Below are 18549 nucleotides of genomic sequence, written 5' to 3'. Positions count from 1 at the left end.
GCATAACTCTCGCCCGTTCGCGCCTGTGCCTTGCGCTTCAGCTCTGCCAACAGCTTCAAAAGGTCCGCAATGTCGCCGGCTTTCACGCTGTGTCTCGACATCTTCCCGCCCTTGCCCGGCGACAGCGATGTAACCAGCCATGTCGAACGGCTCAGTTCCAATGACACGAAAATTGCGCCAAACTGTGTGCGGATAGCGGCCAGTCCGGCGGAAGGATGATCGAGCAACATCGTCGTCTCCAGGTTGGTGTGTTAGCAACCTCAGTCTGGCCTCAGACCAGGTCGCTATCCACTCCCCATGGAATCTTCGCTGCGCGCGCAATGACGGAGGATCTGGCACCGCCATCAAGGCTGTGGCATAGAACGCCGGTGCGGCCTCCTGCCGCGCCTCTTTGCCTGCATCACATTCATCGCCGGAGACATTCATGCGCCGCTCATTCCTCCTCGCCGGGCTCGCTGCCGCGAGCCTCGTTGCCTCCATCGCGAGCGCCAGCGCTCAGTCGCGGTTGGTGCAGGTCGGCGTGCTCGAATGCCGCGGCGGTGCCAGCATCGGCTTCGTGGTGGGATCGGTGACCAATCTCGGCTGCGTGCTGCGCGCCGACGGCCTGCCTGAAGGCCGCTATGTCGCGACGATCCGTAAAGTGGGCCTCGACATCGGCATCACCCAGGAAACCACGCTGGCCTGGGGCGTGTTCGCGCCGGTCAACCGGCTCGGCCCCGGCGATCTCTCCGGCAATTACGCGGGCGCGCAGGGCAGCGCCTCGGTCGGCGTCGGCCTCGGTGGAAACGTGCTGGTCGGCGGCTCCAACAATTCGATCGCGCTCCAGCCGCTCAGCGTGCAGGGCCAGGTCGGCCTCAACGTCGCGGCCGGACTCGAAAGCCTGGAACTGCGTCCCGGTCGCTAGGACGCGTCAATGGCGGTGCCGCTTTCACCTCTCGCCGCTGGGGAGAGGTGATGCGCCAACAGTTAGGACCTAATCGAACTGACGACGCACCGCAGCGACGTTTGATGCTTGCCAAATCTCGGGGACGGGCAGAGCATCTGCGCTTGCCGACCCAATCATGGGCCGAGCTCCACACCAAGGAGGCGGCGAATGGGACAAGACGTCAGAAGTCCCCGAGGTCCACGGTGCATTGCGCTTGTGGGCCCTTTCCAAGCAGGTAAAACCACGCTTCTCGAAGCGATCCTGGCGCGTACGGGCGCAATCCCCCGCGCCGGCAGCGTCGATGCCGGAACGTCCGTCGGCGACGCCACGCCCGAGGCCCGTCAGCACAAGATGACCGTCGGGCTCACTGCCGCCACCACGAGCTTCATGGGCGACAGCTACACTTTCCTGGATTGTCCCGGGTCCGTTGAGTTCGCCCACGACATGCGCGCCGCTTTGCCCGCGGTCGACGCCGCCATCGTGGTCTGCGAGGCCGACGAGAAGAAGCTGCCGCAGCTTCAGATCATCCTGCGCGAGCTGGAGGAGTTGAAGATTCCGCGTTTCCTGTTCCTGAACAAGATCGACCGCGCCAACGAGCGCATCCGTGAGACGCTTGCGATGCTCCAGCCCGCTTCGCGCGTGCCGCTGGTGCTGCGCCAGATCCCGATCTGGAAAAACGAGCTGATCGAAGGCTTTGTCGATCTCGCACTGGAACGTGCGTTCATTTATCGCGAGCACAAGGCCTCCGAAGTGGTCGCGCTCGACGGAGGCAATCTCGATCGGGAGAAGGAAGCGCGCTTCTCGATGCTGGAGAAGCTCGCCGATCACGACGATGCGCTGATGGAGCAACTGCTCGAGGACATCCAGCCGCCGCGTGATGCGGTGTTCGACGATCTTGCCCGCGAATTGCGCGAAGGGCTGATCTGTCCCGTGCTGCTCGGTGCCGCCGCGCGCGAAAACGGCGTGCTGCGCCTGATGAAGGCGCTGCGCCACGAGGCGCCGGGAATCGCGGAGACCGCAAAACGTCTCGGCGCGCCCGAGACCAAGGACGCGCTCGGCTTCGTGTTCAAGACGCTGCACTCGCAGCACGGAGGAAAGCTGTCGCTGACGCGGCTGCTCGCCGGCCGTCTCGACGACGGCGCCACGCTGCAATCCTCCTCCGGTGGAACGAGCCGCATCTCCGGCATCCTCGCTGTGAGCGGCGCTTACGACAGCAAGCGGACCTCGGCCGAAGCCGGTGACACCGTGGCGCTTGCCAAGCTCGATCCCGTCAAGACCGGCGACACCGTGTCGAGCGGCAAGACCGCGCCGGCTGCACTCACGGCGTCGGAGCCGACGCCGCCGGTGCTCGCCATGTCGGTTGCGGCCACCGACCGCAAGGATGACGTCAAGCTCGGTCAGTCGTTGATGCGGCTGCACGAAGAGGATCCCTCGCTCGTCGTCGTGCAGAACGCCCAGACTCACGACACCGTGCTGTGGGGGCAGGGCGAGATGCACTTGCGCGTCGCGACCGAGCGGTTGCGCGATCGATTCGGCGTCAAGATCTCCTCGCATCCGCCCGCGATCGGATACCAGGAGACCATTCGCAAGTCGATCACCCAGCGCGGCCGCCACAAGAAGCAGTCCGGCGGTCATGGTCAGTTCGGCGATGTCGTGCTGGACATCAAGCCGCTGCCGCGCGGCGAGGGCTTCAGGTTCGCCGAGACGGTCGTCGGCGGCGCGGTGCCGCGCAATTATATCGGTGCGGTGGAAGAGGGTGTGGTCGACGGGCTCGCGCGCGGCCCGCTCGGTTTCCCCGTGACCGATCTGCAGGTGACGCTGACCGACGGCTCCTATCACAGCGTCGATTCCTCCGATCTCGCTTTCCGCACGGCGGCGCGGATCGGGCTCAACGAAGGCCTGCCGCAATGCCAGTCGGTATTGCTGGAGCCGATCCACGTGGTCGAGATCGTCTGTCCGACCGATGCCACCGCCAAGATCAACGCGATCCTGTCGGCGCGGCGCGGCCAGATCCTCGGCTTCGACACCCGCGAGGGCTGGAGTGGCTGGGATACCGTGCGTGCCATGATGCCGGAAGCCGAGATCGGCGAGCTCATCGTCGAGCTGCGTTCGGCCACGGCAGGCGCCGGCAGCTTCACCCGTCAGTTCGACCACATGGCCGAGGTGACCGGCCGTGCCGCCGATCAGATCATCGCCGCGCATCAACACGCGGCCTGATTGGAGGCTCTGCCTTCTCGTCGCCCTCTCCCCGCTCTTGCGGGGAGAGGGCGGGTGAGGGGCCCGTTTCCACGAAGCGCGTCATTTCATTTGGTCATTTGGCCGCGCCCCCCTCCACTCGTCATTGCGAGCGCAGCGAAGCAAATCAGAGTCTTTCCACGGAGGGATTCTGGATTGCTTCGCTCCGCTCGCAACGACGGAGAGGGCTTGCATCTGCCTTTAGTATGATGTATTTTACATCATTGTATATGCGTAGAATATCACTTATACTGGCTAATACGTGAGGCTAAGGTGATCACGTCATTCCAGATGCGGGCGGCTCGTGCGCTGCTCGGCATTGATCAGAAAACCCTGGCCGAGCTTGCCGGCGTGTCGTTGCCGACAATCCAGCGGATGGAGGCCTCGACCGGCAATGTGCGCGGCGTGGTCGAGACCCTGATGAGGGTCGTCGAGGCGTTCGACCGGGCCGGCGTCGAGTTGATCGGCGAACAGGCCCGCAGCGACAGCGGCGGACGCGGCGTTCGCCTGAAGGAGCCGGGGCCGCCGCGTCGCGTGGGGGCATGATCGCGATGATCGTGCCCGGGATCAAAATGGACTAACGCATCGTCGCAGGCGCGTTGCACGATGCGCCGAAGCATTGTGGGGCCAGCGGAGCACTTTGCTGACATGAGCATCACGAGCGATCACGCAGGCGAATTGCATCAGTTGCGTCGGCCGAGCTTCGCCGAACTCTATCTGCCAAAACTCGTCACCGTCTGGCGCGAAGGCTATGGCTTCGCGGATTTCCGCGCCGACGTGATCGCAGGGCTGACCGTCGCCATCGTCGCGCTGCCGCTGTCGATGGCCATCGCGATCGCATCGGGCGTGACGCCGGATCGCGGCCTCTATACGGCCGTTGTCGGTGGCTTCATCGTGTCGCTGCTCGGCGGCAGCCGGTTTCAGATCGGCGGCCCCGCGGGCGCCTTCATCGTGCTGGTGGCGGTGACAGCGGAGCGGCACGGCGTCGACGGCGTCATCCTCGCCACGCTGATGGCCGGCATGGTCCTGATCGCCGCGGGCCTCCTGCGCATCGGCACCTACATCAAGTTCATTCCCTATCCGGTGACCATCGGCTTCACGGCCGGCATCGCCATCATCATCTTTGCGAGCCAGCTGCGCGATCTCACCGGCATCACGCTCGCCGGAAAAGAACCCAGCGAGTTCGTGCCGAAGCTCGTCGCGCTCGCGGGTGGTCTGCACACCGTCAATCCGTCTGCGCTCGGCGTCGCTGTCGTCAGCATCGCTGTTATCGCCGGCCTGCGGCGCTGGCGGCCGTCCTGGCCCGGGATCCTGATCGCCGTCGTGCTCGCGGCGGTCGCGTCGGCTGTGCTGTCGCTGCCGATCGAAACCATCGGTAGCCGCTTCGGCGGCATACCCCGCGAATTGCCGTCACCGGCGCTGCCGGCGTTCTCGCTCGCGAAGGCGACGGCGGTGCTGCCGGATGCGATCTCGTTCGCGCTGCTCGCGGCCATCGAATCGCTGTTGTCGGCGGTGGTGGCCGACGGCATGACGGGCCGCCGCCATCGCTCCAATTGCGAGCTGGTGGCGCAAGGTGCCGCCAATATCGGCGCGGCGCTGTTCGGCGGCATCTGCGTCACCGGGCTGATCGCGCGCACCGCGACCAATGTCCGCGCCGGCGCCCGCGGCCCGCTCGCGGGCATGCTGCACTCGCTCTTTCTGCTGCTGTTCATGCTGATTGCGGCACCGCTTGCGAGCTACATCCCGCTGGCCGCGCTCGCCGCCGTTCTCGTCGTGGTGTCCTGGACCATGGCGGAGAAGCACGAATTCGCGACGCTGCTGCGTTCCTCCTGGGGCGATGCAATCGTGCTGCTCGCAACCTTCCTGCTGACCATCTTCCGCGACCTGACCGAAGGCATTCTGGTCGGCTTCGCGCTCGGTGCGGTGCTGTTCATCCATCGCATGGCTGAGATGACCGGCATCGAGGAGCGGTCGCCGCTGGTGGTGGCCGACCGCCCCGACGATGGCAATGGTGAGCGCGTGCCTTACGATTCCGCGCTCGCGATCGACCGCGACGTGCTGGTCTACCGCATCACCGGCGCGTTCTTCTTCGGCGCGGCCTCGGCCATCGGAGGCGTGCTCGAGGGCGTCGCCGACACGCGCAAGGCGCTCGTCGTCGATTTCGCGGCGGTGCCGTTCCTGGACTCCACCGCGGCGAATGTGTTGGGGCGCGTCGCGGCCAAGGCCCAGCGCCGGGGCATCCGGCTGTTCATCACGGGGGCTTCGCGCACGGTCCGCCGCGCATTGCTGACGCACGGAGTGAGCCCGCGACGCGCGCGTTATCGTCCGACCATCGAGCGAGCGGTCGCGGAAATCAAGGCAGCCTCCGGCGCGACCGAAGCCACGGCATAGCCCGCCTGCTTGACAGCGCCCGCGGGACGCGAAATGGATCGCGCTCGAACATGACGCGGGGGAAGGATGAACGTGACCAAGGCTCCAGCGGCCTGCTTGATCGGATGGCCGGCCGCGCATTCGCGCTCGCCGCTGATCCATCATTACTGGCTGCGTACGCTCGGCATCGAAGGCGGCTACGTCATCGAGGCTGTTCCGCCGGAGGACCTCAGGGATTTCGTCCTGCGGCTGTCGTTGCGCGGCTTCGTCGGCGCCAATGTCACCATCCCGCACAAGGAAGGCGTGATGGCGCTGTCGGCCCCGGACGGGCGTGCCAAGGCCGTGGGCGCGGCCAACACCTTGTGGTTTGCCGATGGTGAGCTGCGTTCCACGAACACTGACGTCGAGGGCTTTCTCGGCAATCTCGACGCCAGCGCGCGCCTTTGGGACACGGCCGACGAGGCACTGGTGCTGGGAGCGGGCGGCGCCTCGCGCGCGGTCGTGTTCGGCTTGCTCGAACGTGGCTTCACGCGCGTTCATCTCGCCAACCGCACGCCGGCGCGAGCCGAGGCGTTGGCCGCGCAGTTCGGGCCGAAGGTGCTTCCGTTGTCGTGGGACGGGATCAACGAGGTCCTGCCGCGCGCAAAACTTCTCGTGAACACCACCTCGCTCGGCATGCACGGGCAGGGCGCGCTCGAGCTCGATGTGGCCCGCCTGCCGTCCGACGCCGTGGTCGCCGACCTCGTCTACGTCCCCCTGGTGACGCCGCTGCTCGCAACCGCCAGTGCCCGCGGGTTGAGGATCGCCGACGGGCTCGGCATGCTCCTGCACCAGGCGGTGCGCGGCTTCGAACTCTGGTTCGGCCAGCGGCCACAGGTGACAGCCGAGTTGCGCGCGCTGGTCGAGGCCGATCTCACAAAGACTTGAGAGAATAGCGCGCCGCCTCCGGCGTTCTATCCCCCGGGGACAACCGGAGACATCAATGACGATCCAACGTGCCAGTTTCACGCGCCCGCTCATCGCCGTTGCGATGGTGGCTGCTTCCACCCTTGCCGCCGTCGCGCAAAAGGCGCCGGTGCCAACCCGCGTGCGCGGCACGATCGAGAGCGTCGATGGCGACACGATGCAGGTCAAGTCGCGCTCCGGCGAGGACGTCAAGCTGCATATCGCCTCCGACGCGCGCATCGCCGGCGTCGCCAGGATCTCGCTCGCCGACATCAAGGTCGGCTCTTTCGTCGGCGCCACCACCGTGCCGGGACCTGAGGGCGGCAACAACGCCGTCGAGGTTCACGTGTTTCCGGAGAGCATGCGCGGCACCGGCGAGGGCTCGCGGCCCTACGATCTCAAGCCGAACTTGAGCATGACCAATGCCACGGTGTCGGAGAGCGTGGTCGGCAATGACGGCCATACGCTGCTGGTGAAGTACAAGGACGGCGAGAAGAAGGTGTTCGTCTCCGATATGACGCCGGTCGTGACCTTCGTGCCTGGCGACAAGTCCGAGCTGAAGGCCGGCGCCAAGGTCATCGCCTCCATGAGGCAATTGCCCGATGGCTCGTTCGAGACCAACCGCGTCAGCGTCGGCCGTGACGGCCTGACCCCGCCGATGTGATCGACGTAGCCTGGAACAGCGGCGGTCGGGCGGGTTGCCGTGCCTGATCGCCGCAAGTCCCGAGGGGGCGGTGGGCATGCTTACGCCTTGCCCAGCCTACGGCACCGTCGTCACGGTGCCTCGGCAATGATGTGCTCGTCGATCTCGTCGATCCTGTTGACGCCGCACAGGCCCATCGTGGTCAGCAGCTCTTTCTGGATGATGTCGATCGCCTTTGCGACGCCGGCCTGGCCGCCGGCACCCAGGCCATAGGCATAAGCGCGGCCGATCATGCAGGACTTTGCGCCGAGCGCGAGCGCGCGCATCACGTCCTGGCCGGAACGGATGCCGCCGTCGAACATGATCTCCATCTTCTCACCGACGGCGTCGACGATCTCCGGCAGCACCTCGATCGAGGATGGCGCACCGTCGAGCTGGCGGCCGCCATGGTTCGACACCACCAGCGCCTGGGCGCCGGTCTTGGCCGCTTCCTCGGCGTCCTCGACGTCCAAAATGCCCTTGATGATGAGCTTGCCCGGCCAGATGCTCCGGATCCACTCGACGTCCTTCCAGTTCAAGGAGGTGTCGAACTGAGAGGCGGTCCATTCGGCGAGCCGGTTGAGGTCCTCGGTGTTCTTCACATGGCCCGCGATATTGCCGAAGGTGCGGCGCTTGCCCCGCAGCACACCGGAGACCCAGGCCGGTTTGGTCGCGAAATCGAAGAACTTCGACAGCGACCATTCCGGGGGAATGGTCATGCCGTTCTTGATGTCGGCGTGGCGCTGGCCGATCACCTGCAAGTCGACCGTCAGCACCAGTGCGCTGCACTTCGCCGCGATCGCGCGCTGGACCAGATCCTTGATGAAGCCGCGGTCCTTCATGACGTAGAGCTGGAACCAGAACGGCTTGTCGACGGCGGCGGCGATGTCCTCGATCGAGCAGATCGACATCGTCGATTGGGTGAACGGGATGCCGGCGGCCTGCGCCGCGCGGCAGGCGTGAATCTCGCCGTCGCCATGCTGCATGCCGAGCAGGCCGACCGGCGCCAGGATCAGCGGCATCGTCGAGGGCTCGCCGAGGATCGTGGTCGAGGTGTCGCGCTTGGAGACGTCGACCAGGATGCGCTGGCGGAACTTGATCGCCTGCAGGTCCTCGCGGTTGGCGCGCAGCGTTTCCTCGGAATAGGAGCCGCGGTCGCAATAGTCGAAGAACGCCTTCGGCACGCGGCGTTTATGCAGCGCGCGAAGATCGTCGATACAGGTGATGTGCTTCATGAACGTTCCCCGGCCCGTCTTGTCCCGGGCGTCTTGCATCGGAAGATCGAGGGGTCATCTAGCATGGTTGGATGCACAGCCAAATCGTTTGCGAGAGGGCAGTCATGACCAAGCCGCACGCCGGACCTTCACCGGAAGAGATCAAGGAAAAGCAGGACCTCGACGACGCGCTGGAGGAGGGTCTGGAAGAGACCTTTCCGGGCTCCGATCCCGTCAGCGTCACCCAGCCGGCGCCGAGCCGCGCGGATGGTCACGTCAAGCGGACGGACTAGGGGGCGGTTCCCTCTCGTTCCCGCGTTCCAGCACGATACATAGCATTAACAAGAGGTTACAGGGGCGCTGGCGGCCCCCGGGCTCGTAATGATTAATCACATTTTTTGAAACCAAATTAGCCCCAATGGCTCTATAACACGCCCAGCAAATCAGGGATGCGGGGCCCGCCAGGGCACCCGGAGGTTGTCTTGGGGATCCCTGGTTGTTGCGTGGGGGACGATATGAGCCGCAAATATTTCGGGACGGACGGTATCAGGGGCCGCGCCAACGGACTGATCACGCCGGAGCTCGCGCTCAAGGTCGGCCAGGCCGCGGGCCTTGCGTTTCAGCGCGGTGATCACCGCCACCGTGTCGTGATCGGCAAGGACACCCGTTTGTCGGGTTACATGATCGAATACGCGATGGTCGCGGGCTTCACCTCGGTCGGCATGGACGTGCTGCTGGTCGGCCCGATGCCGACGCCGGCGGTGGCGATGCTGACCAAGTCGATGCGCGCCGATCTCGGTGTCATGATCTCGGCCTCGCACAATCTGTTCGAGGACAACGGCATCAAGCTGTTCGGCCCCCAGGGCTTCAAGCTGTCAGACGATGTCGAGAAGCAGATCGAGCAGCTGCTCGACGAACCGATCGAGAAGCGGCTCGCGCAAAGTGCGAGCCTGGGCCGCGCCCGCCGTATCGACGGCGTGCATGATCGCTACATCGAATTCGCCAAGCGCACGCTGCCGCGCGATCTCTCGCTCGACGGCCTGCGCGTCGTGGTCGATTGCGCCAACGGCGCCGCCTACAAGGTGGTGCCGGAAGCCCTGTGGGAATTGGGCGCCGACGTCGTGCCGATCGGCGTCGAGCCCGATGGCTTCAACATCAACAAGGATTGCGGCTCGACCTCGCCGGAAGCGCTGTCGAAGAAGGTGCGCGAGATGCGCGCCGACATCGGCATTGCGCTCGACGGCGACGCCGACCGCGTCATCCTGGTCGACGAGCGCGGCCATGTCGTCGACGGCGACCAGCTGCTGGCGGTGATCGCGCAGAGCTGGAAGGAAGACGGGCGCCTCTCGCGTCCGGGCATCGTCGCCACCGTGATGTCCAATCTCGGCCTCGAGCGCTTCCTGAAAGGGCAGGGCCTCGATCTCGTGCGCACGCCGGTCGGCGACCGCTACGTGCTCGAGCAGATGCTGAACGGCGGCTACAATCTCGGCGGCGAGCAGTCCGGCCACATCATCCTGTCCGACTACGCCACGACAGGCGACGGCTTCGTTGCCGCGCTTCAGGTGCTCGCGGTCGTGCAGAAGCTGCGCCGGCCGGTGTCGGAGGTGTGCCATCGCTTCGATCCGCTGCCGCAGATCCTCAAGAACGTCCGCCACAAGGGCGGCAAGCCGCTCGACAATTCCGATGTCAGGTCGGCGATCTCGGACGGCGAGAAGCGGCTCAACGGCCACGGCCGTCTCTTGATCCGCTCGTCGGGCACCGAGCCCGTGATCCGCGTCATGGGCGAGGGCGAGGACCGCATCCTGGTCGAGGACGTCGTCGACACCATCGTCTCCGCGCTGGGGCAGGCTGCGGCTTGAGGTTCTTCTTCCTTCTCCCCTTGCGGAGAAGGTGGCGCGACGTGCCGGATGAGGGGTTGTCTCCCGCGTACCCAGCTCGCGAGGCGACTCGCGCATAGAACCGCTCATCCCTCTCGCCGCATCCCAGCCATTTGCGATTGGCGGTGGATTGGCTGCCGCCAGCATCGTACCTGTGAGGTCGCGGCAAGCTGCCGCGCCGGGATGCTGCATTGAACAAGCCTGTCGTCGTCTCAGAGGAAACGCTCACCGAGCCCGTCGTCGTCAGCGACGTCGCGCCTGCCGCCAAGACGGCCGCGGGGCCGGCCTATGTCGTGCTCGCCGGCATCAGCTTCTCGCACTTCCTCAACGACACCATGCAGTCGCTGATCGCCTCGGTGTATCCGATCCTGAAGGACACCTACGCGCTCGACTTCGCGCAGATCGGCATGATCACGCTGGCGTTCCAGTTCACGGCGTCGCTGCTGCAGCCGGTGGTCGGCCACTACACCGACAAGAAGGCGCAGCCTTACTCGCTGTCGATCGGCATGGCCTCGACCTTCTTCGGCCTGCTGCTGCTCAGCGCCGCGCACCAATATCTGCTCATCCTGATCGCGGCTGCGCTGGTCGGTCTCGGATCCGCGGTGTTCCATCCCGAATCCGCCCGTATCGCACGGCTTGCCTCCGGGGGGCGTTACGGCTTCGCGCAATCGGTGTTCCAGCTCGGCGGCAGTTTCGGCACCTCGATGGGGCCGGTGCTCGCAGCGCTCATCGTCGTGCCGTTCGGTCAAGGCAGCATCGCCTGGTTCTCGTCGATCGCGGGCCTTGCCATCGTCATCCTCTGGCGCATCGGCCGTTGGTACGAACCGCAGATCAAGGCCAGGAAGACGGTGGCGGTTCGGGCCCATCCTGATGCCCCGAGCTCGCGTCGCGTCGCGGTCGCGCTTCTCGTGCTGGTCGCGCTGCTGTTCTCGAAGCAGCTCTACGTCTCGAGCCTGTCGAGCTACTACATCTTCTATCTGATCGACCGCTTCGGCGTGTCGACGCAGGCGGCGCAGATCTATCTGTTCATTTTCCTCGCGGCGAACGCGGTCGGCGCGTTCCTGGGCGGACCGCTCGGCGATCGCTTCGGCCGCAAGATCGTGATCTGGATCTCGATCCTCGGCGCGCTGCCGTTCACGCTGGCGCTGCCCTATGCCGGGCTCTATGCAAGCGCGGTGCTGTCGGTGATCATCGGCCTCATCATCTCCTCGACGACGTCGTCGATCATCGTGTTCGCCCAGGAACTGGTGCCGCATCGCTTCGGCATGATCTCCGGCGTGTTCTTCGGCGTCGCGTTCGGCATCGGCGGCCTGGGGGCGGCCGTGCTCGGCAAGGTCGCCGACCATACGTCGATCGAGTTCGTCTATCAGGTCTGCGCCTACCTGCCGGCGATCGGCCTGCTTGCCGTGTTCCTGCCAAAACTGCCCCGGCACGCGCGTTAACAGTTCCTTTCTTGCCGCCACGCGGCTTCACCAATCGTTAGCATTGCGGCGGGCAAGCGCCGCAATTTTGCAACGCTTGCGCTGCATCCGCATGGTAGAGAAAAAATCAACCTTAAAAATTAGGGTTAAGTGGCGCTTAAGAGTTTGGTGCCATCGTCCGGCCCGTGAGTTTCCAGAACGTGAGGCGCTCGTATTGAGCCTCACCGGCCATAAGGACGAAGCCAATGCGTAGCGTTAAGTCTCTCCTTGCCGCAGGTGCGGCATCACTGATCTCGTCGATGGCATTCGCCGCCGATATGCCGATCGCCGCTCCGCCCCCCATGTACGCGCCGCCCGCCCAGCCCGCCGATTTCGGCGGCTGGTATCTGCGCGGCGACATCGGCTTCAGCAATCAGCGCGTTGATCGCGTCCTCGACACCAACGCGGCTGCCTACAACAACGTGAATGTCAACCAGACCGGAAACTTCAGCAGCGCGGGCATTTTCGACCTCGGTGCCGGCTACCGCTTCAACAACTGGTTCCGCGCCGACGTCACCGGCCAGTATCGCGGCAAGTCGACCTTCACGGGGCTCGACGTCGTGACCGGCGTGGGTCCGGGCGCCGGATTCAGAGGCACCGACTCCTATACTGCGACCAAGTCGGAATTGCTGTTCCTCGCCAACGCCTATGTCGATCTCGGCACCTGGTGGTGCGTCACGCCGTTCATCGGTGCCGGTGTCGGTACCGCGCGCGTCGCCGTCGGCGACTTCACCGACTCGGGCGACAGCATCGGCGCGGGCGGCCAGGGTCGCAGCCTCAACTACGCCGGCTCCTCCTCGAAATGGAATTTCGCCTGGGCCGCGCATGCCGGTCTCGCGTACCACGTTAACCCGAACCTCGTGCTCGAGCTCGCCTACAGCTACGTCGACATGGGCAACGGCATGACCGGTCCGAGCTACTCGTTCGACGGCGTGACCAACACCACGCACGCACCATTCCAGTTCAGAGACATCACCTCGCATGACGTGAAGCTCGGCGTGCGCTGGGAACTCAATGCCCCGCCGGCCTACGCGCCGCCGCCGCTCGTCACCAAGGGCTGATCGCAAGCCGCATCGCTTAATCTGTCTCAACGGCGCGGGATCATCCCGCGCCGTTTTGCTTTGCGTATTTTTCATGGCCCGCGCCGACGAAAGCCGCCGGCGCAACCATTGGTTAAGGTTAACGGGCCATGATCACGGACAAGAGTTCGGGTTCGATGGAGCGTTGCAATGCGTAGGCTTTTGGTGGCGGCGGTGATGTTGGGATCGGTGTCCGCCGCACACGCGGCCGACATGCCTGATCTCCCCGTCTTGCGCGGCGGCTTCACTGACGGTCTGTCCGATGCGCGTCCGAACTGGCAGGGCAGCTATATCGGTGCCCAAGCCGGCTACGGGTCTTCCGACGAGAACTTCAACGGCTCCACCAGCAACATGATGGCTGCGTTGCTCGCCGACACGCTGATCGAGTCGGAAATGGGCGTCTCGCAATGGAATCTGGGTCTCGGCAAGGCTTCGCGCCGCTCCACCGGGTATGGTGCCTTCGCGGGTTATAACTCCCAGTGGGACGATGTCGTGCTCGGCCTGGAAGCAAGCTACCTTCATGGGTCCTTTGGCGGCTCGACCACGGCCACCGAATCTCGCAGCAACCAATTGTCCGACGGCAATGTGCATTCCGTCACAGCTAGTTCGACGTCCTCGATCGCGATCAGCGACATGGCAACATTTCGGGGCAGGGCCGGCTATGCGTGGGGATGCTTCCTGCCCTACCTGTTCGGCGGATTCGCGCTCGGCAATGCCGACATCGTTCGCTCGGTGAGCGTGCAGGACTACGTGACGCCGGCCGGCGTTCTGCAGGGGCCTGTGTCCTCGACCGATGCGCAGCACAACCACCTGATCTACGGCTACACGGCCGGTCTCGGTGTGGACGTCAATCTGGTTGGCGGTCTCTTCATGCGCGCCGAGTGGGAATACATTCGCTTCACCTCCCAGGTCGACACCAGCATCAACACCGCGCGCCTTGGCCTCGGCTACAAGTTCTAGAGGCTGCTTCCCTGCGTCGCGGTTGACAGGCCGGTTGCGTCCTGATGCTCTGTCGCCCGGCATAAGGCGGCGGCGATGCAGATCTACGGCGACAGCAATTCGGGTAATTGTCTGAAGGTGAAGTGGGTCTGCGATCACCTCGCATTGCCCTATCGCTGGATCGAGATCGACACCCGCAAGGGCGAGACGCGCACGCCGCAATTCCTGAAGATGAACGGCGCCGGACAGGTGCCCACCGTGGCTTTCGACGACGGCCGCACGCTGGCGCAGTCCAACGCCATCATCCGCTATCTCGCCCGTGACAGCGCGCTTGTTCCGCGCGACGCTTTTGTCGCCGCCAAGATGGACGAATGGCTGTTCTGGGAGCAGTACAGCCACGAACCTTATATCGCGGTGTGCCGCTTCCAGATGGTCTATCTCGGCAAGGATGCTTCCGAGCTCGACCCTGACAAGGTCAAGCGCGGTCATGCGGCGCTGGACCGCATGGAGCAGCATCTCCGGACGAGCCGCTTCTTCACCGGTGATGCGGTTTCGCTCGCCGACGTCTCGCTGCTCGCTTATACGCGCCTTGCGCATGAAGGCGGCTTCGACCTCGGCCGTTACGCCGCCATCCGCCGCTGGATTGCAGAAGCCGAGGCCCGTCTTGGTCTGCCGCCGGCGCGTTGAGCCCGTTGCGTTTGGTCCGGAGTTCCGCATGAGCGACAAGTCCGTGTTGATTCGTCCTGCGCGCCGCGAGGATGTTCCGGCGATCGTGGCAATGCTCGCCGACGATCATCTCGGCCGCGCCCGCGAGCGGGTCGAGGATCCCCTGCCTGCCGTCTACTACCAGGCGTTCGAGCGGGTCGAGCGCGATCCCAATCTCACGCTCGTGGTTGCGGAGAGCGAGGGCAGGGTGGTTGGCTGCCTGCAACTCGCGGTGCTCGCAGGCATCAGCTCGCAAGGCGGCCTTCGCTGTCTGCTCGAGGATGTCCGCGTTGCCAGCGATTGCCGCAGCCGCGGCATCGGCGAGCAATTGGTGCAATGGGCCGTGACGGAAGCGAAGGCACGCGGCTGCAATCTGGTCGAATTGCTGACGCATTCGAGCCGCGTGGACGCGCAGCGCTTCTACAAGCGTCTCGGATTTGCGTTGAGCCACGCCGGCATGACTGTGCGGTTTTGATGCAGCAAGAGCGTTTTCGAGCGAAGTGGATGCCGGTTCGCGTAAAGAAAACGCGTCAATACAAAAAATCCAGAGCGCCGTTCCGATTGTATCGGAATGGGGCCCTCGTGGCAGCCGTTGCGCGGTCAACGAAATCCGATCGCGCGTTCGTTCATCTTAAGGGCTGATAAACTACCCGTTCGTCGTTCACGTTGATTGGGGAACGAAGGGTGGTACGGCAGCGTCTCACACCGGGCTCCGTCGGTTCGGGGATTTCGATGACAAGCTATTCCATGATCAAGGTCGGCAACGATTACGTCGTGCAGGCCGATGACAAATGCATTTTGAAAGTCGGCAGCCGCCGCCGCGCCGCGCAATTGATCAGCGAGGCCACGGACTTACTGAACGCGCTCGCGCCCGTCGCGTCCCCCGGTGTCGTGCCGGAGGAGCCATCACTCCAGGGTGAAACGCCGGAACTTCCTTGACTGCTCTTCCCGATTCCCGTATCAGCCGCGGCGGGACACCTCCCCCCAACGGGAGGCTTACTATCTGGAAGGGTAGACGATGACTGTAGCGAAGCCCGCTTCGCGGCCGAACGTGCCGCATTTCTCCTCCGGCCCCTGCGCCAAGCGCCCCGGCTGGAACGCCCAAAATCTCAAAGACGCAGCGCTCGGCCGTTCGCATCGCGCGAAGGTCGGCAAGACCAAGCTCAAGCTCGCGATCGACCTGACGCGCGAAGTGCTTGAAGTGCCCGCCGATTACCGCATCGGCATCGTGCCAGCGTCCGATACCGGCGCGGTCGAGATGGCGCTGTGGTCGCTGCTCGGTGCGCGCCCCGTCACCACGCTCGCCTGGGAATCCTTCGGCGAAGGCTGGGTCAGCGACATCGTCAAGGAATTGAAGCTCAAGGACGTCACCAAGCTCAACGCCGGATACGGCGAGATTCCCGATCTCTCCAAGGTGGACCCTGCGAGCGACGTCATCTTCACCTGGAACGGCACAACCTCAGGCGTGCGCGTCCCGAACGCCGACTGGATCAGCGCGACCCGCGAAGGTCTCACGATCTGCGACGCGACGTCTGCCGCCTTCGCGCAGCCGCTCGATTTTGCAAAACTCGATGTCGTCACCTTCTCCTGGCAGAAGGCGCTCGGCGGCGAAGCCGCGCACGGCATGCTGATCCTGTCGCCCCGCGCGGTGGAACGCCTCGAGACCTACAAGCCGGCGTGGCCGTTGCCGAAAATCTTCCGCATGACCAAGGGCGGCAAGATCAACGAAGGCATCTTCGTCGGCGAGACCATCAACACGCCGTCGATGCTCTGCGTCGAGGATTATCTCGACGCGCTGAACTGGGCCAAGTCGATCGGTGGCCTCAAGGCGCTGATCGCGCGTGCCGACGCCAACACCAAGGTGCTGGCCGACTGGAAGGCGAAGACGCCCTGGATCGACTTCCTGGCCAAGGATGCCGCGATCCGCTCCAACACCTCGGTGTGCCTGAAGTTCACCGACCCCGCGATCACCTCGCTCTCGGACGACGCGCAGGCGGAGTTCTCCAAGAAGCTGGTCGCGCTCGTCGAGAAGGAAGGCGCCGGCTACGACTTCGCATATTACCGCGATGCGCCGGCCGGCCTGCGCATCTGGTGCGGCGCCACCGTCGAGGCCAGGGACGTCGAGCTGCTGACGCAGTGGATCGACTGGGCTTTCGCCGAGACCAAGGCCGCGCTCGCCAAGGCGGCGTAAGTTTCTTCTTCGCCTCTCCCCGTTCTTACGGGAAGAGGCCGGGTCGCGCAGCGATCCGGGTGAGGGGCTCTCTCCACGAGCACTTCGCCCGTGGCTGCCCCTCACCCCAACCCTCTCCCCGTAAGAACGGGAGAGGGAGAGCAACTAGCTTCCAAGTCACTCACACATTTCCGGCCCTCGGGCCGATCCTCCCTCAGGGACGGTGAAGGACACATTCCCATGACCAAACCCAAAGTTCTCATTTCCGACGCGCTCTCCCCCGCTGCCGTGCAGATCTTCAAGGACCGCGGCGTCGAGGTCGATTTCCAGCCCAATCTCGGCAAGGACAAGGACAAGCTCGCCGAGATCATCGGCAATTACGACGGCCTCGCGATCCGCTCGGCGACCAAGGCGACCGCCAAGATCCTGGAGAAGGCGACCAATCTCAAGGTGATCGGCCGCGCCGGCATCGGCGTCGACAATGTCGAGATCCCCGCGGCCACGGCCAAGGGCATCATCGTGATGAACACGCCGTTCGGCAATTCGATCACGACCGCCGAGCACGCCATCACCCTGATGCTGGCGCTCGCCCGCGAGATTCCGCAAGCCGACGCCTCGACCCAGGCCGGCAAGTGGGAAAAGAACCGCTTCATGGGCGTCGAGATCACCGGCAAGGTGCTCGGCGTGGTCGGTTGCGGTAATATCGGCTCGATCGTCGCCGATCGCGCGCTCGGCCTGCGCATGAAGGTGATCGCGTTCGATCCGTTCCTGTCGCCGGAGCGCGCCAAGGATATCGGCGTCGAGAAGGTCGAGCTCGATGATCTCCTGAAGCGCGCCGACTTCATCACGCTGCACACGCCGCTGACCGAGAAGACCAAAAACATCATCGATGCGGCCGCGATCGCCAAGATGAAGAAGGGCGTGCGCCTGATCAACTGCGCCCGCGGCGGTCTCGTCGACGAGCAGGCCGTGGTCGATGCACTCAATTCCAAGCACATTGCGGGCGCCGCCTTCGACGTGTTCGTCGAGGAGCCCGCGAACACCAACGTGCTGTTCGGCCATCCCAACGTGATCTGCACGCCGCATCTCGGCGCCTCTACCACGGAAGCACAGGAGAACGTCGCGCTGCAGGTCGCCGAGCAGATGTCGGACTACCTGCTCACCGGCGCGATCTCGAACGCCGTGAACTTCCCCTCGATCACAGCCGAAGAAGCGCCGAAGCTGAAGCCCTTCATCGCCCTCGCCGAGAAGCTCGGCTCGTTCGCCGGCCAGCTGACTGAAAGCGGCATCCTCAAGGTCGAGATCACCTATGAGGGCCACGTCGCCGAGATGAAGATCAAGGCGATCACCTCGGCCGTGCTGTCGGGTCTGCTGCGGCCCATGCTGGGCGAGGTCAACGTGGTGTCCGCGCCTGTTGTCGCCAAGGAGCGCGGCATGGTCGTCGACGAGATCGTGCGCGCCGCCCAGAGCGACTATGAGAGCCTGATCACCGTGACGGTCGCAACCGAACGCCAGGAGCGTTCGGTCTCCGGCACCGTCTATCATGACGGCAAGCCGCGCCTGGTCGACATCAAGGGCATTCGCGTCGACGCCGAGTTCGGCAAGTCGATGATCTACGTCACCAACGAGGACAAGCCGGGGTTCATCGGCAGCTTCGCCGGCCTCCTCGGCGATGCCAGGATCAACATCGCGACCTTCCATCTCGGCCGCGTCGAGCAGGGCGGCGACGCCATCGCACTGGTCGAGGTCGATGGCGCGGTGCCGGCGGACGTCCTCGCCAAGGTGCAGGCGCTGCCGCAGGTCAAGCAGGTCAAGGCGCTGACGTTCTGATCCTGCTCTCGCTGTCGTCATGGCCGGGCTCGTCCCACGGCTGTCCGGTTGAGCGCTTAGCATAGACTGAGGCTCATCTGTCTGTGATCTTGAAGGACTGGCTCGGGCGCGTCCAGAT

At 64.7% G+C, this 18549-nt stretch carries 17 protein-coding genes and 1 pseudogene; 16 read left to right on the top strand and 2 right to left on the bottom strand.

Going from position 1 to position 18549, the window contains the following annotated elements; genetic code table 11:
- Positions 1-230 (bottom strand): annotated as a pseudogene (locus BM222_RS38910) (IS110 family transposase); the annotation flags it as partial.
- A gap of 194 nt (positions 231-424) precedes the next feature.
- On the opposite strand from BM222_RS38910, the gene BM222_RS38905 reads away from it, so the two are divergent.
- The 6 genes from BM222_RS38905 (at position 425) to BM222_RS38880 (ending at position 7139) form a co-directional block, all read left to right on the top strand.
- On the top strand, positions 425-904 hold the full coding sequence (locus BM222_RS38905; RefSeq protein ID WP_092239892.1) for a DUF992 domain-containing protein: 480 nt from the start codon (positions 425-427) through the stop codon (positions 902-904).
- Between the two features lie 189 nt (positions 905-1093).
- Positions 1094-3142, top strand: coding sequence for an elongation factor G (locus BM222_RS38900; protein WP_092239891.1), 2049 nt, complete (start codon positions 1094-1096; stop codon positions 3140-3142).
- A gap of 291 nt (positions 3143-3433) precedes the next feature.
- Positions 3434-3706 (top strand): helix-turn-helix domain-containing protein, encoded by a 273-nt coding sequence (locus BM222_RS38895; protein ID WP_018647504.1) that lies wholly within the window; start codon positions 3434-3436, stop codon positions 3704-3706.
- 102 nt (positions 3707-3808) lie between these two features.
- Positions 3809-5551, top strand: a complete 1743-nt coding sequence (locus BM222_RS38890; protein ID WP_092239890.1) for a SulP family inorganic anion transporter — start codon at positions 3809-3811, stop codon at positions 5549-5551.
- Positions 5552-5617: 66 nt separating this feature from the next.
- The gene (locus BM222_RS38885) at positions 5618-6457 is read left to right on the top strand and encodes a shikimate dehydrogenase (protein ID WP_092239889.1); all 840 of its coding nucleotides are present in this window, start codon (positions 5618-5620) and stop codon (positions 6455-6457) included.
- A gap of 55 nt (positions 6458-6512) precedes the next feature.
- Entirely contained in the window at positions 6513-7139 is a 627-nt protein-coding gene (locus BM222_RS38880; protein ID WP_092239888.1) for a hypothetical protein, read from the top strand.
- 110 nt (positions 7140-7249) lie between these two features.
- Here the strand turns inward: BM222_RS38880 and BM222_RS38875 are convergent, their stop codons facing one another.
- Positions 7250-8392: an alpha-hydroxy acid oxidase gene (locus tag BM222_RS38875; protein ID WP_092239895.1), complete on the bottom strand. Its 1143-nt coding sequence runs from the start codon at positions 8390-8392 to the stop codon at positions 7250-7252.
- A gap of 104 nt (positions 8393-8496) precedes the next feature.
- Between BM222_RS38875 and BM222_RS41650 the strand changes: the two genes are divergently transcribed.
- The 10 genes from BM222_RS41650 to serA all read left to right on the top strand — a co-directional run bounded on the left by BM222_RS41650 (position 8497) and on the right by serA (position 18431).
- Positions 8497-8664 carry a hypothetical protein gene (locus BM222_RS41650; RefSeq protein ID WP_177243742.1) on the top strand — a complete coding sequence of 56 codons (168 nt, stop codon included), beginning with the start codon at positions 8497-8499 and terminating at the stop codon, positions 8662-8664.
- Positions 8665-8886: 222 nt separating this feature from the next.
- Positions 8887-10230 (top strand): phosphoglucosamine mutase, encoded by a 1344-nt coding sequence (gene glmM / locus BM222_RS38870; RefSeq protein ID WP_092239887.1) that lies wholly within the window; start codon positions 8887-8889, stop codon positions 10228-10230.
- A gap of 209 nt (positions 10231-10439) precedes the next feature.
- The gene (locus BM222_RS38865; protein ID WP_177243741.1) at positions 10440-11690 is read left to right on the top strand and encodes an MFS transporter; all 1251 of its coding nucleotides are present in this window, start codon (positions 10440-10442) and stop codon (positions 11688-11690) included.
- A gap of 224 nt (positions 11691-11914) precedes the next feature.
- On the top strand, positions 11915-12769 hold the full coding sequence (locus BM222_RS38860) for an outer membrane protein (RefSeq protein WP_092239885.1): 855 nt from the start codon (positions 11915-11917) through the stop codon (positions 12767-12769).
- Between the two features lie 168 nt (positions 12770-12937).
- Positions 12938-13747 (top strand): outer membrane protein, encoded by an 810-nt coding sequence (locus BM222_RS38855; RefSeq protein WP_177243740.1) that lies wholly within the window; start codon positions 12938-12940, stop codon positions 13745-13747.
- A gap of 75 nt (positions 13748-13822) precedes the next feature.
- Complete coding sequence (locus BM222_RS38850) at positions 13823-14413, top strand: glutathione S-transferase family protein (protein ID WP_092239884.1); 591 nt, start codon at positions 13823-13825, stop codon at positions 14411-14413.
- A gap of 28 nt (positions 14414-14441) precedes the next feature.
- Positions 14442-14906 carry a GNAT family N-acetyltransferase gene (locus BM222_RS38845; RefSeq protein ID WP_092239893.1) on the top strand — a complete coding sequence of 155 codons (465 nt, stop codon included), beginning with the start codon at positions 14442-14444 and terminating at the stop codon, positions 14904-14906.
- 272 nt (positions 14907-15178) lie between these two features.
- Complete coding sequence (locus tag BM222_RS38840; RefSeq protein WP_244547431.1) at positions 15179-15370, top strand: hypothetical protein; 192 nt, start codon at positions 15179-15181, stop codon at positions 15368-15370.
- 79 nt (positions 15371-15449) lie between these two features.
- Positions 15450-16622, top strand: a complete 1173-nt coding sequence (locus BM222_RS38835) for a phosphoserine transaminase (RefSeq protein ID WP_092239882.1) — start codon at positions 15450-15452, stop codon at positions 16620-16622.
- A gap of 219 nt (positions 16623-16841) precedes the next feature.
- Entirely contained in the window at positions 16842-18431 is a 1590-nt protein-coding gene (serA, locus tag BM222_RS38830) for a phosphoglycerate dehydrogenase (protein WP_092239881.1), read from the top strand.
- Positions 18432-18549: the final 118 nt, after the last annotated feature.

Source organism: Bradyrhizobium sp. Gha (assembly GCF_900113735.1).
In the GTDB taxonomy this organism is placed as follows: Bacteria; Pseudomonadota; Alphaproteobacteria; order Rhizobiales; family Xanthobacteraceae; genus Bradyrhizobium.
Note: the sequence above shows the minus strand (reverse complement) of the source record. Positions and strands in the feature narration are given on the sequence as shown.